Below are 13,164 nucleotides of genomic sequence, written 5' to 3'. Positions count from 1 at the left end.
TGACGGGCTTATTCCATCATCACGACGCAGCGAAACGATAGTGGCACAAAGAGATTATGTAAGCCGAGGGCGCTCAGGAGCGCGGCGCAAAAGCACCAGCCGGAAAAAACGCAGTGCTCCAGCAGTATCCAAAACCGTGATGGCACTGGCCGTCGCGCTATTAGTGGTATTTGTTGGTGGCCTTTATTTCATCACCCACAATAAGCCGGGCGAGCTTCCGTTACTGCCCAGCCATGATCCGCGTACCGGCAATGGCTTGCCGCCGAAACCCGAAGAACGCTGGCGTTATATTAAAGAGCTGGAAAACCGTCAGATTGGCGTCCCAACACCTACAGAGCCCTCTGCTGGTGGCGAAGTCAATTCTAAAACGCAACTGACCAATGAGCAGCGCCAATTGCTTGAGCAGATGCAGGCGGATATGCGGCAGCAGCCAACCCAGCTGTCAGAGGTGCCGTATAATGAAGGGATGCAGGTGCCACGCTCCGCTGTGACCATCAAACCCCCGGTCACCAATATGCAGCAGCCATTAACGCCACCACGTCAGACGGTTGCGCCAGTGCCAGCACCGCAGACACAAGTGCAGCCACCGGTCACGACACCACCGCGCACTCAGCAACTGGTGACTCCAGTCGCGCCAGCAGTGACACCGCCGAAACCGGAAAAAGAGAAAGAAAAAGCGCAACGCTGGATGGTGCAATGTGGTTCATTTAAAGCCGCAGATCAGGCGGAATCTATTCGCGCCCAATTGGCGTTCGAAGGGATAGAAAGCCGCATTACCGCCGGTGGTGGCTGGAATCGCGTGGTACTCGGCCCTTACAGCACTAAGGCTGCGGCAGATAAAGCCTTACAGCGTTTGAAAGGTGCGGGCCAATCAGGATGCATCCCCCTCGCAGTTGGGGGTTGAAAAGCAGTAATCCTCCCCCATTTATAATCTCAATATACCCCGTGTTGTTTTGCTGCAAGGCAATACGGGGACTCATTCAGTCCGCAACGAGGGTCCGCTCGTGACAACAATTGTAAGTGTACGCCGTAATGGTCATGTAGTTATCGGTGGTGATGGCCAGGTCACTCTGGGCAATACCGTAATGAAAGGCAACGCCAAGAAAGTACGCCGCCTTTATCACGATAACGTCATTGCAGGTTTTGCTGGCGGTACTGCCGACGCCTTTACGCTATTTGAGCTATTTGAGCGAAAACTGGAGATGCACCAGGGCCACCTGACTAAAGCGGCGGTTGAATTAGCCAAAGATTGGCGCACTGACCGCATGTTACGCAAACTCGAGGCGCTGTTGGCTGTCGCGGATAAAACCGCATCACTCATCATCACCGGTAATGGCGATGTGGTTCAGCCTGAAGATGACCTGATTGCTATCGGTTCCGGCGGGCCTTATGCCCAGTCTGCCGCGCGCGCACTGCTAGAAAATACTGAATTGGGTGCGCGGGATATCGTGGAAAAATCACTGAGCATTGCGGGGGATATTTGTATCTACACCAACCGCTTCCAAACCATTGAAGAATTAACGTACGAAACGTTATCAACACATAAAGCGTAAGGATAGAGTGACATGTCTGAAATGACTCCCCGCGAGATTGTCAGCGAACTTGATAGCTATATCATCGGCCAAGATAAAGCTAAACGTGCAGTGGCCATTGCCCTGCGTAACCGCTGGCGTCGGATGCAGCTTAACGAAGAGCTGCGCCACGAAGTTACTCCTAAAAATATTCTGATGATCGGCCCGACCGGTGTGGGTAAAACAGAAATTGCCCGCCGCCTGGCAAAATTAGCCAACGCGCCGTTTATCAAAGTAGAAGCCACCAAGTTCACCGAAGTTGGCTATGTTGGTAAAGAAGTGGATTCTATTATCCGCGATCTAACCGATGCAGCAGTGAAAATGGTTCGTCATCAATCCATTGAGAAAATGCGTTATCGGGCGGAAGAATTAGCCGAAGAACGTATTCTGGATGTGCTGATCCCACCGGCCAAGAATAACTGGGGCCAACCGGACGAAACCCAAGAGCCATCCGCGACTCGTCAGGCTTTCCGCAAAAAGCTGCGCGAAGGTCAACTTGACGACAAAGAGATTGAAATCGATCTGGCAGCATCACCGGTCGGTGTTGAAATTATGGCTCCTCCGGGTATGGAAGAGATGACTAACCAGCTGCAATCGATGTTCCAGAACATTGCTGGTCAGAAACAAAAACCGCGTAAAATCAAAATCAAAGAAGCATTTAAACTGCTGATTGAGGAAGAAGGCGCGAAGTTAGTCAATCCGGAAGAGCTGAAACAGCAGGCGATTGATGCGGTTGAGCAACACGGCATCGTGTTCATCGACGAAATCGATAAAATCTGTAAACGTGGCCAGACTTCAGGCCCGGATGTGTCCCGTGAGGGGGTACAGCGTGACTTGCTGCCATTAGTTGAAGGCTGCACTGTATCAACCAAACACGGCATGGTGAAAACAGACCATATCCTGTTTATTGCCTCCGGTGCATTCCAGGTCTCCAGCCCATCCGATCTTATCCCGGAATTGCAAGGTCGCTTGCCAATCCGTGTAGAATTGCAGGCGCTGACCACCGATGATTTTGAGCGCATCTTGACTGAGCCGAGTGCTTCGTTGACTGAACAGTACAAAGCACTGATGGCAACTGAAGGGGTGACGGTTGAGTTTACCCGTGAAGGTATTCGCAAAATCGCGGAAGCGGCATGGCAGGTTAATGAGCGCACCGAGAATATTGGCGCACGTCGCTTGCATACCGTGTTGGAACGTCTGATGGAAGATATCTCTTATGACGCAAGCGAAAGTAATGGTCAGTCCATCACTATTGACGCGGCATATGTGGGTAAACATCTGGATGAACTGGTAGCTGATGAAGATTTGAGTCGTTTTATCCTATAATTCGCTTTATAAGCCTTTGCTGGATAAAATAGTTCGCCAAATTAATATTGAGTGGGAGGCGATGCCTCCCACTCTTATTTTTATTAACTCGCCGATATGGGCGGACCAGACTCCTATAAAATGAAGCAGAAAATGAGCCTATCAACTAATACCAGCCAGACCCAGGCTTGGCTGGAAAGCCTGCGGCCAAGAACACTGCCACTGGCCTTTGCCTCTATCGTTACCGGTTCAGCGTTGGCTGTCTGGCTCGATAGTTTTAAGCCCGCTGTCGCCTTGCTCGCCTTATTAACCGCTGGCCTACTGCAAATTTTGTCCAATCTCGCCAATGATTATGGCGATGCTATCAAGGGCAGTGATACCGAAGAACGTATCGGGCCATTGCGCGGCATGCAAAAAGGGATGATTACGCGTCAGCAAATGAAGGTTGCGCTGATAATCACTGTTAGCCTGACCGTCATTTCGGGTATCGCGCTCATTGCCGTGGCCTGCGAAAAACCCAGCGACATTTTAGGTTTTTTACTGCTGGGGCTGATGGCCATTGTAGCTGCAATTACCTACACTGTGGGTAGCAAACCCTATGGTTATATGGGGTTGGGTGATATTTCAGTGTTGGTTTTCTTCGGCTGGCTGAGTGTCGCCGGGACTTACTATCTTCAAGCCGGGCACTTTGACAGTATCGTTATGCTACCCGCCACCGCCTGTGGTTTACTGGCGACAGCCGTTTTAAATATTAATAATTTGCGTGATATCGAAAATGATAGAGCCAATGGCAAAAACACACTGGCAGTGCGTTTAGGCCCGGTGGTTGCTCGTTATTATCATGCCCTGCTGATCGCGGCAGCTATCTTCTGTCTGGCATTATTCAATATTCTGTATCTGCATAATTGGGCGGGTTGGCTCTTTATTCTGGCGGTTCCCTTGCTGGTCAAGCACGCGCTATTTGTGCTGCGTGAACCCACCGCAGCGGGTATGCGCCCTATGCTCGAGCATATGGTCAAAGCTGCGTTGCTGACCAATATTCTGTTTGCTATCGGCCTGGTGCTCAGTTAACCCCTCCGATTTCTTTCTCCGGGCAACAGTTGATAACCCTGCCCGGAGAAATTTAACAATTGATGATTTTGCCAACAGCGGCCAGAAAGGGATATACTTAACATCCCAGCCGCAACCAGACGTTAATCCTATGAAATATGATACTTCCGAACTCTGTGACATCTATCATGAAGAGGTCAATGTGGTAGAACCCCTGTTCTCCAATTTTGGCGGACGCACTTCATTTGGTGGCAAGATTACTACTGTAAAATGTTTCGAAGATAACGGCTTGTTGTTTGACCTACTGGAAGAAAATGGTCTTGGCCGTGTGTTAGTTGTCGATGGCGGTGGCTCAGTACGCCGTGCATTAATCAACGCCGAACTTGCTGATTTAGCATTAAAAAATGAGTGGGAAGGTATTGTTGTTTATGGTGCCGTGCGCCAGGTAGATGATTTGGCGGAATTGGATATTGGTATCCAGGCGATGGCAGCGATTCCAGTCGGTGCTGCAGATGAAGGGATTGGTGAGAGTGATATCCGCGTTAACTTTGGCGGTGTGACATTCTTCTCCGGTGACCACTTGTACGCCGACAACACCGGGATCATCTTGTCAGAAGAACCTTTGGATATTGAATAATATCTCTCTGGTTTATCGACTATACCCTGAATAATTCGAGTTGCAGGAAGACCGGTATAGAAAGGGCGATATCAATATCGCCCTTGTTGCCTTTCGTACTCGAAGAAGCTGCGTAACTAGCGGCTTTCAGCAATATATTGTTGATGCTTTAAGCCCACTGGCACTCAGACTTCTTCCATCTTTCCCAACAGAGCACGCAGACGATCCTGCCAAACATGCTGTTCTTGTTTCAATTGCTCATTTTCGCGCACTAGCGCTTCACGGCCACCTGCCGCTTCCTGAACTTCTTGGGACAAGGTGTTATTCTTCTCTTTCAGCTCTTCAATTTCCATCTGTAACAAAGTGATGGTATCAATCGCCTGCTGAACTTTAACTTCCAATTTCTCAAATACTTCAAATGACATTCTTCGGTCCCCTTATGAGTCGCAAGGCGTACATCTTTTGGTCGCAGTTATCATTTCTCACTTCAGTTACCGCGTAAACCGCAGTCACTATCGGCAAATGAAACTGCTGTGAATACTTATCGCGCTATATATCCATCGAACAACTATAACAAGCGCTATGTTTTAGGCGTCCCATCACACAGGTGACGCAATATGATAAAAACGATAGTCTTAGGCGATGCCCTTGTAGAGCGATTGTATGTAGCCAGTCTCCCCCTGTCTAGCGCCATACCGGTACAAACCACACTCTGTAGCAATTTCGTGTCAGTAACTATCAGTGAATACCGAAAAACTATCAGTGAATACCGAAAAAACATCAGCAAAAACCGAAAAATCCCTACGACCTATCCTGCTAAGTTATACACAGCTTTAACAACTGGGAAAGAAAGCACTGGTCTGATCACACTTTCAAAGTCCCTTAACATCCGCAAATAACGCGAAATCGCTCATTTTTATGACACACCACACACATTTCGATTTCGCTATTTCTCGTTTGTGCTCGTTAACGATAAATTTACATCACCCCCTCCGTACTCCGGAGGGCAAAAATAAGAAATACCCTATAAATCTCTGTCTCTAGGACATCTACTATGAGCCAAACCGCTAGTTCGACCTTGAAGGGCCAATGTATCGCGGAGTTTCTCGGTACTGCTCTACTTATCTTTTTTGGTGTGGGCTGTGTCGCTGCATTAAAATTGGCAGGGGCCAGTTTTGGGCAGTGGGAAATTAGTATCATTTGGGGCCTGGGTGTTGCCATGGCTATTTATCTCACAGCAGCAATTTCAGGTGCTCACCTTAATCCAGCAGTGACTATCGCCTTATGGCTATTTGCCTGCTTTGATCGCAGTAAAGTTATTCCCTACATTTTGGCACAGATTGCCGGTGCATTTTGTGCTGCGGCCTTAGTGTTCGGCCTCTACTACAATCTGTTCATCGATTTTGAACAAACTCATCAGATAGCACGCGGCAGTGTGGAAAGCCTGAATCTGGCCGGTATTTTCTCTACTTATCCAAATCCACACATTTCTGTTTTCCAGGCTTTCTTGGTTGAAACCGTCATAACCGCTATTTTGATGTGTCTTATCTTGGCGCTGACTGACGACGGTAACGGTATTCCACGCGGCCCACTGGCACCACTGCTGATTGGTATTTTGATTGCCGTTATCGGCGGCTCAATGGGGCCACTGACCGGGTTCGCATTAAACCCAGCGCGTGACTTTGGTCCAAAACTATTCGCTTATTTTGCAGGTTGGGGCGAAATCGCCTTCACTGGTGGGCGTGATATTCCTTACTTCTTAGTCCCTATCTTCGGGCCAATCGTCGGCGCATTGGTGGGTGCATTCGGTTATCGTGCTCTGATTGGTCGCCATTTGCCATGCGATGTGTGTGCCATTGATGATGAAGAAACCACGGTTACGACCACAGAACGCAAAGCGTAAATATTAGATACTGTCACTTAAAAAGTAGGCTAACTATGACAACTGAAAATACTACTCAAAAGAAATACATTGTCGCGCTTGATCAGGGTACCACCAGCTCCAGAGCAGTGGTGCTGGACCACGATGCCAATATCGTGAGTGTTTCTCAGCGTGAATTTACCCAAATCTACCCGAAAGCGGGGTGGGTTGAGCATGACCCAATGGAAATCTGGGCCACACAAAGCTCCACCTTGGTTGAAGTACTCGCCAAAGCCGGCATCAGTTCTGACGAAATCGCCGGTATCGGTATTACCAACCAACGTGAAACCACCATTGTTTGGGACAAGGCCACTGGCAAACCGGTGTATAACGCCATTGTTTGGCAATGCCGCCGTACCGCTGAAATCTGCGAGAAACTGAAAAAAGAGGGGCTGGAAGAGTACATTCGCCACAATACCGGGCTGGTGGTTGACCCTTACTTCTCCGGCACCAAAGTGAAGTGGATCCTGGATAACGTAGAAGGCGCTCGTGACCGTGCTGAGCGCGGCGAGTTGCTGTTTGGTACCGTAGACACCTGGCTGGTGTGGAACATGACACAAGGCCGTGTACACGTCACGGATTACACCAACGCATCACGTACCATGATGTTTAATATTCGCACCAAAGAGTGGGACGAACGCATGTTGAAAGCGCTGAATATCCCGCGCGCCATGCTGCCAGAAGTTCGCCCATCCTCAGAAATTTACGGCCAGACCAACATTGGGGGCAAAGGCGGGACGCGTATCCCTATTGCCGGTATCGCCGGTGACCAACAAGCCGCGCTGTTCGGCCAGCTTTGTGTCCAACCGGGCATGGCCAAAAATACTTACGGAACAGGCTGCTTCCTGCTGATGAACACCGGCACAGAAGCGGTTCAATCCAACCATGGCTTACTGACCACCATTGCCTGCGGCCCACGCGGCGAAGTCAACTATGCGCTGGAAGGCGCGGTATTTATTGGCGGCGCATCCATCCAATGGCTGCGTGACGAGCTGAAACTGATCAGCGATGCCACCGACTCCGAGTATTTCGCCACCAAAGTAAAAGACAGCAACGGCGTGTATGTGGTGCCTGCTTTCACTGGGTTAGGAGCTCCTTATTGGGACCCGTATGCCCGTGGTGCGATTTTCGGTCTGACCCGTGGTGTCAACAGTAACCATATTATCCGTGCAACTCTCGAATCCATTGCTTATCAAACTCGTGATGTACTGGATGCTATGCAAGCGGATTCCGGTGCGCGCCTGAAGTCACTGCGTGTTGATGGCGGGGCGGTCGCAAACAACTTCCTGATGCAATTCCAAGCCGACATTCTGGGCACGCGTGTTGAGCGTCCGGCAGTGCGTGAAAGCACGGCGCTGGGTGCCGCATTCCTCGCAGGTCTGGCGACGGGCTTCTGGAATGATTTGGATGAAGTGAAAAGTAAAGCAACTATCGAGCGCGAATTCCGTCCAGGGATCGAAACCACCGAGCGTGACTTCCGCTATAAAGGCTGGAAGAAAGCGGTGGCCCGTGCTCAAGCTTGGGAAGATCACGAAGAATAACGGCCCGCCGGTAAAATCGAGTCTGTTTTAAGCTATCTATAACGCGCCATCATCCCCCGACGGCGCGTTTTTTATTGTGAAAAATCTCATCACACCCAAAGACACCCTACGGCTTCACGCCACAAAGATGATAGAATTCCCGCTTACATTCTTCTTCTATTACCCTAAATAGTTCGAGTTGCAGGAAAGCGGCAAACGAGAGAAGCGCCAGGAGCTTACATTAAGTAAGTCATTGGGGTGACAAATCTGTCGGGAGCAGTTGTGAACACTGCTTGCAGCGGCCTCGGAAAGACGAGGCCCAAGGATGGGCCGAATCATGAGCCCAACACATATGCAGCTTGAAGTATGACGGGGATACAGGTCTAACCATGAAACGTGAATTAGCCATCGAGTTTTCTCGTGTCACTGAAGCTGCTGCGCTGGCAGGCTATAAGTGGCTGGGTCGGGGCGATAAAAATGCTGCCGACGGCGCTGCTGTTCGGGCCATGCGTATTATGCTCAATCAGGTCAATATTGATGGGCAAATTGTTATCGGCGAAGGTGAAATCGATGAAGCCCCGATGTTGTTTATTGGTGAGCACGTCGGTACTGGCCAAGGCGATGCAGTTGATATCGCCGTTGACCCTATTGAAGGTACCCGCATGACGGCAATGGGTCAGGCCAATGCACTGGCCGTGCTGGCGGTGGGAGATAAAGGCACATTTTTACATGCGCCTGATATGTATATGGAAAAACTGGTAGTTGGGCCCGGAGCTAAAGGAGCAATCGACCTAAACCTGCCGCTGGAACTCAACTTGCGCAATGTTGCCATCAAGTTGAATAAACCGCTGACTGACTTAACTGTTATCACGCTAGCCAAACCGCGCCATGACGGTATTATCGCCGAAATGCAGCAACTTGGGGTCAAAGTGTTTGCTATTCCCGATGGCGACGTCGCGGCCTCTATTTTAACCTGTATGCCAGAAAGTGATGTGGATGTGATGTACTGCATCGGCGGCGCGCCGGAAGGGGTAATTTCTGCGGCGGTGATCCGCGCATTGGACGGCGATATGCAAGGCCGTTTATTACCGCGCCATCAAGTCAAAGGTGATAACCAAGACAACCGCCGCATCGGCGAACAAGAACTGGCGCGCTGCAAATCAATGGGCATCGAAGCCGGTAAAGTGCTGTTATTGGGTGATATGGCCCGTAATGATAATGTGATTTTCTCAGCCACTGGGATTACCAAAGGTGACTTGCTGGAAGGCATTTATCGCAAAGGAAACATGGCGACCACCGAGACACTGCTGATTCGCGGTAAATCCCGCACTATCCGCCGTATCCGCTCGACTCATTTCCTTGATCGCAAAGACCCGGCATTGCATGAGTTCTTACTGTAACTCGGCTCACCAATTCTTTAGCAAAAAATAAAAATATTGCCGGCTGATAAGATTAAACGAAGGGGAAGCGTGCCGTTGGGGTCGTAGCGACGCCAGTCACCGGAGCGCCCCTAGGTACGTTAGCCCCTTCGCTCACAAAAGATTTATCATCTTTTAGCGGTTAAACACGGTGTTCTTGCGGTTGCATCCGGTGAGATAGCGGCCACCAGCACAACAAAATCAACACCGCCATGGCAAACATCAACAGCCCCAAGCTGAATTGTCCTGTTTGTGGCAGCATGGCTGATAACCAAGTCACCAGGCCTGACCCGACATTCTGTAGCCCGCCAACCAATGCCCCCGCCGCACCGGCCAGATAAGGGAAAGGCTCCATCGCCCCGGTGGTAGCTAGCGGGAACAACATCCCGGCACCAAAAAAGAACAGCGCAGCCGGTATCACCAGCGTCCAAATATTCATAATGCCAAACCAGCCGGGTATCCACATCATCAAGCCAGCCAACAGACAGCTGATCACCGAGTGCCACATCAGGTTATGGAAAGTTTTACTGTCACGGCCGGCATACCACGCGCCAAAGAATGCCGCTGGAATCGGCAGGATAAATAAAATGCTAACCGTCACCCCGCTCAGCCCCAGCACGCCGCCCATCAATACGCCCGCACTGGCCTCAAACACCGCAATACCCGCCAATGCACCAATCAACATCACCAAATAACAGCTAAAAGCGCGGTCAGATAACAATAAGCGGAAACTGGCGAGCATTCGCCGTTTTTCGGTTTGTTGCGGGCGAGTCTCCGGTAACCAACGGAATATGCAAAATGCCACCCCGCTACATAAAAAGAGCAGAAAAGCGTAGCTTGCGCGCCAGCCAAACAGACTGCCCAGCACCCCACCGATAACCGGAGCCAGGAGGGGGCTGACCAAAATCCCCATATTTAACATGCTATTAGCGTAACGCAGTGCTGTGCCCGCATATAAATCCCGCGGCATAGTTCGCGCCATCACCCCCGCAACTCCCGTCCCCATGCCCTGCAAAGCACTGGCCGCGACCAGTAGGGGCAAGCTATTGGCCAGCCAGGCCCCCAATGCGCCCAACATGAATATCATCATGCCCGCCAGAATGACGGGGCGACGCCCAATGCGATCAGACAATGGGCCATAAATCAGTTGCGAGAAGCCATAAGTCAGCAGATAGGCCGCCATCACGCGCTGCACCGCACCGGTACGCACTGATAAATCGCGGGCGATATCCGCGATAACAGGGACATAAATGGTTTGTGCCATTTGACCGACGGCCACCAGCAGAATCAACATCACCAACAGGTGTAAATTCTCTATTTTTCTCATAATCTTAGTTAGTTGTTAGCTGGACTTCATGCCACATCAACTTGGCCGTTAAACGCGGTATTGTGTGACACACCTCACTATTGATGCATAAGCTAACAAATTCATATTTTTTAGCGAGCCAGCACGACATATTGCAAAATGGCTAACTGGCAGATAAAAACACCATTCCCGTAAAGTTAACTGTCCAGATGTGTCTTTCCCGCTCTCGAATAACACCGTAGCGCTCATGGCGTCATGAGATAACATTTAATCGATAATATTTTCTATTAAGATCCCCTAAAATACCGCCAGCACTTTAGGACTACTTCGATAAGTATTTGAATAAAGGGAGTCAGAATTATGGCTGAATGGGTTAGTGGCAAAATTACTCACATTGAGCACTGGACCGACTCGTTGTTCAGTATTCGGGTCAATGCGCCAATTGATCCCTTTACCGCCGGTCAATTTGCCAAGCTGGCATTAGATATCAACGGCGAGCGGGTACAACGGGCCTATTCCTACGTCAATGCGCCAAGTGACGACAACCTGGAGTTCTATCTGGTCACCGTACCAGAGGGGAAACTCAGCCCACGACTTGACCAACTGGCGGTGGGTGGCGAAGTGATGGTGACCAAGCAAGCGGCGGGCTTCTTTGTACTGGAAGAAATTCCGGATTGCGACACGTTATGGATGCTAGCAACGGGTACCGCCATTGGTCCGTATCTGTCTATTTTGCAGGAAGGGCGCGATTTAGATCGCTTTAAAAATCTGGTGTTGGTTCATGCTGCACGCTTTGCCCGCGACCTCAGCTATCTGCCATTGATGCAGCAACTTGAGCAACGTTATAACGGCAAACTACGGATTCAGACAGTTGTCAGCCGCGAAGAGTCGCCAGGGTCATTGACCGGCAGGGTTCCGGCACTGATTGAAAATGGCTCTCTGGAAACCGCTGTCGGCTTGAAAATTGACGCGCAAGATAGCCATGTCATGCTGTGCGGTAACCCGCAAATGGTACGAGATACCCAGCAATTGCTGAAAGAACAGCGTGAAATGCGTAAACATTTACGCCGCAAACCGGGGCATATGACCAGCGAGCAATATTGGTAATAAACAGTATTAGCAACAAACAGTCTTGGTAAAACTAACCTACTAATAGTAAAGGGCCATATGGCCCTTTTTGCTTTATCAAACTCTGTTCACTGTGGTGTTTTATCAGCCAGAAACTTCACTGGCACCGCTTCTGGGCCAAAACGATTGTCACCCTCGGTACCGAGAAATGCGCCGCAATCAATAAACATCATGACAATAATTAGTGTGGGAATAAACCGCCCAACACCCCATTGCCAGATGGGTGTTAGCATCTCCCAGTTACCCGCCATCAGCATCCAAGCTAACACCACCAATAGCGCCCACCAACCGGCTTTATTGCGGTCATGTAGCCGTTTGACGACCACGGTTGCCGTGGGCCACAGTAAAAAAACAATAGCAAAAGCGGCGGTCTGAGTGGAAAGCCAATTCTGCCCTGCCAATGTAAAGATAACCAGCATTGCCAGTAACCACAGCCCAATCCAGATCCAAAAATCACGCCGCCCGATACGGCCTTTTAACGAGAAACACCACTGCTGTATTGTCATCAATAACCAGATCCATTTAACTGATATATGTAAAGTTGGTATATACAATAGAGTAACCCAACGCCACAACTAACCTATACTCTTTGCAGTGAATTTTGACAATCACCCCCAATTACCGCTTTAATCCCCTACACAAACTGCAAACAACGGCATAAGTCATGAGAAAAGAAATAATCGCAATGCTGACAATACTGCTGCTAATAGCAACAGTTAGCCGCGCTCATGCCGACCCGGACGCTGGCGATGATCAGCAGGCAGAAAACACTCAGCCAACGGCTCCTTATCTGCTTTCCGGCGCGCCAACCTTTGATTTAACCCTGGTTAAATTCCGTGAAAGTTATAACCACGCCAACCCGACACTGCCTATCAGTGAGTTTCACGCCATCATCGTAAAAGATGATGTGCCGCCGCTGACCCGTGCTGCCAGTAAGATTAACGAGAATCTCTATGCTTCAACCGCATTGGAGAAAGGTACGGGTAAGATTAAAACCTTACAAATTACCTATTTGCCAATCAAAGGGAGCGAGGAGAAAGCGGCTCGGCTGCTAGCGGTTAATTACATGGCAGCCCTGATGCGCCAGTTTGAACCCACACTCACACTCGAACAAAGTGTCAGCAATGTGCAACAATTGCTGACGCAAGGCAAAGGTTCGCCTTTCTTCGCTCATCCTGTTGGCGCAATTCGCTATGTTGTGGCAGATAATGGCGAAAAAGGGCTTACCTTCGCTGTTGAACCGATTAAGCTGTCACTATCTGAAGCATAATCTCGCCGCAATTAATGACGAAAAGCAAAGCCATTGCCGCTAATCATCTCTATACTGTT

General features: G+C 49.9%; 13 protein-coding genes. 10 read left to right on the top strand and 3 right to left on the bottom strand.

Going from position 1 to position 13,164, the window contains the following annotated elements; all coding sequences use genetic code 11:
• Nucleotides 1-40 precede the first annotated feature (40 nt).
• From ftsN to rraA, 5 genes are all read left to right on the top strand, one after another.
• Nucleotides 41-904 carry a cell division protein FtsN gene (ftsN, locus tag DX162_RS07460; protein ID WP_004392243.1) on the top strand — a complete coding sequence of 288 codons (864 nt, stop codon included), beginning with the start codon at nucleotides 41-43 and terminating at the stop codon, nucleotides 902-904.
• A 100-nt stretch (nucleotides 905-1,004) separates the two neighbouring features.
• On the top strand, nucleotides 1,005-1,553 hold the full coding sequence (gene hslV, locus DX162_RS07455) for an ATP-dependent protease subunit HslV (RefSeq protein ID WP_004392242.1): 549 nt from the start codon (nucleotides 1,005-1,007) through the stop codon (nucleotides 1,551-1,553).
• 12 nt (nucleotides 1,554-1,565) lie between these two features.
• The gene (gene hslU / locus DX162_RS07450; RefSeq protein ID WP_004392241.1) at nucleotides 1,566-2,897 is read left to right on the top strand and encodes an HslU--HslV peptidase ATPase subunit; all 1,332 of its coding nucleotides are present in this window, start codon (nucleotides 1,566-1,568) and stop codon (nucleotides 2,895-2,897) included.
• A gap of 132 nt (nucleotides 2,898-3,029) precedes the next feature.
• Nucleotides 3,030-3,947 (top strand): 1,4-dihydroxy-2-naphthoate polyprenyltransferase, encoded by a 918-nt coding sequence (locus DX162_RS07445; RefSeq protein ID WP_032820721.1) that lies wholly within the window; start codon nucleotides 3,030-3,032, stop codon nucleotides 3,945-3,947.
• Nucleotides 3,948-4,077: 130 nt separating this feature from the next.
• Entirely contained in the window at nucleotides 4,078-4,563 is a 486-nt protein-coding gene (gene rraA / locus DX162_RS07440) for a ribonuclease E activity regulator RraA (protein WP_004392239.1), read from the top strand.
• A gap of 164 nt (nucleotides 4,564-4,727) precedes the next feature.
• Here the strand turns inward: rraA and zapB are convergent, their stop codons facing one another.
• Entirely contained in the window at nucleotides 4,728-4,967 is a 240-nt protein-coding gene (gene zapB / locus DX162_RS07435) for a septal ring assembly protein ZapB (RefSeq protein ID WP_004392238.1), read from the bottom strand.
• A gap of 629 nt (nucleotides 4,968-5,596) precedes the next feature.
• Here zapB and DX162_RS07425 point away from each other — a divergent pair.
• From DX162_RS07425 to glpX, 3 genes are all read left to right on the top strand, one after another.
• Nucleotides 5,597-6,445, top strand: a complete 849-nt coding sequence (locus DX162_RS07425) for an MIP/aquaporin family protein (RefSeq protein ID WP_004392237.1) — start codon at nucleotides 5,597-5,599, stop codon at nucleotides 6,443-6,445.
• 35 nt (nucleotides 6,446-6,480) lie between these two features.
• Nucleotides 6,481-8,004, top strand: a complete 1,524-nt coding sequence (glpK, locus tag DX162_RS07420; protein WP_004392236.1) for a glycerol kinase GlpK — start codon at nucleotides 6,481-6,483, stop codon at nucleotides 8,002-8,004.
• A gap of 368 nt (nucleotides 8,005-8,372) precedes the next feature.
• Nucleotides 8,373-9,383, top strand: coding sequence for a class II fructose-bisphosphatase (gene glpX / locus DX162_RS07410; protein ID WP_004392235.1), 1,011 nt, complete (start codon nucleotides 8,373-8,375; stop codon nucleotides 9,381-9,383).
• Between the two features lie 160 nt (nucleotides 9,384-9,543).
• Here glpX and emrD read toward each other — a convergent pair whose 3' ends face one another.
• Entirely contained in the window at nucleotides 9,544-10,728 is a 1,185-nt protein-coding gene (gene emrD, locus DX162_RS07405) for a multidrug efflux MFS transporter EmrD (protein WP_004392234.1), read from the bottom strand.
• Nucleotides 10,729-11,067: 339 nt separating this feature from the next.
• Between emrD and fpr the strand changes: the two genes are divergently transcribed.
• A complete protein-coding gene (gene fpr / locus DX162_RS07400; RefSeq protein WP_004392233.1) occupies nucleotides 11,068-11,814 on the top strand; it encodes a ferredoxin--NADP(+) reductase in 747 nt (248 codons plus the stop codon).
• 89 nt (nucleotides 11,815-11,903) lie between these two features.
• Here the strand turns inward: fpr and DX162_RS07395 are convergent, their stop codons facing one another.
• Nucleotides 11,904-12,341 carry a DUF805 domain-containing protein gene (locus DX162_RS07395; RefSeq protein WP_004392232.1) on the bottom strand — a complete coding sequence of 146 codons (438 nt, stop codon included), beginning with the start codon at nucleotides 12,339-12,341 and terminating at the stop codon, nucleotides 11,904-11,906.
• A 158-nt stretch (nucleotides 12,342-12,499) separates the two neighbouring features.
• On the opposite strand from DX162_RS07395, the gene DX162_RS07390 reads away from it, so the two are divergent.
• The gene (locus DX162_RS07390) at nucleotides 12,500-13,105 is read left to right on the top strand and encodes a DUF1454 family protein (RefSeq protein ID WP_004392230.1); all 606 of its coding nucleotides are present in this window, start codon (nucleotides 12,500-12,502) and stop codon (nucleotides 13,103-13,105) included.
• Nucleotides 13,106-13,164 lie beyond the last annotated feature (59 nt).

Source organism: Yersinia kristensenii (assembly GCF_900460525.1).
Lineage (GTDB): Bacteria > Pseudomonadota > Gammaproteobacteria > Enterobacterales > Enterobacteriaceae > Yersinia > Yersinia kristensenii.
Note: the sequence above shows the minus strand (reverse complement) of the source record. Positions and strands in the feature narration are given on the sequence as shown.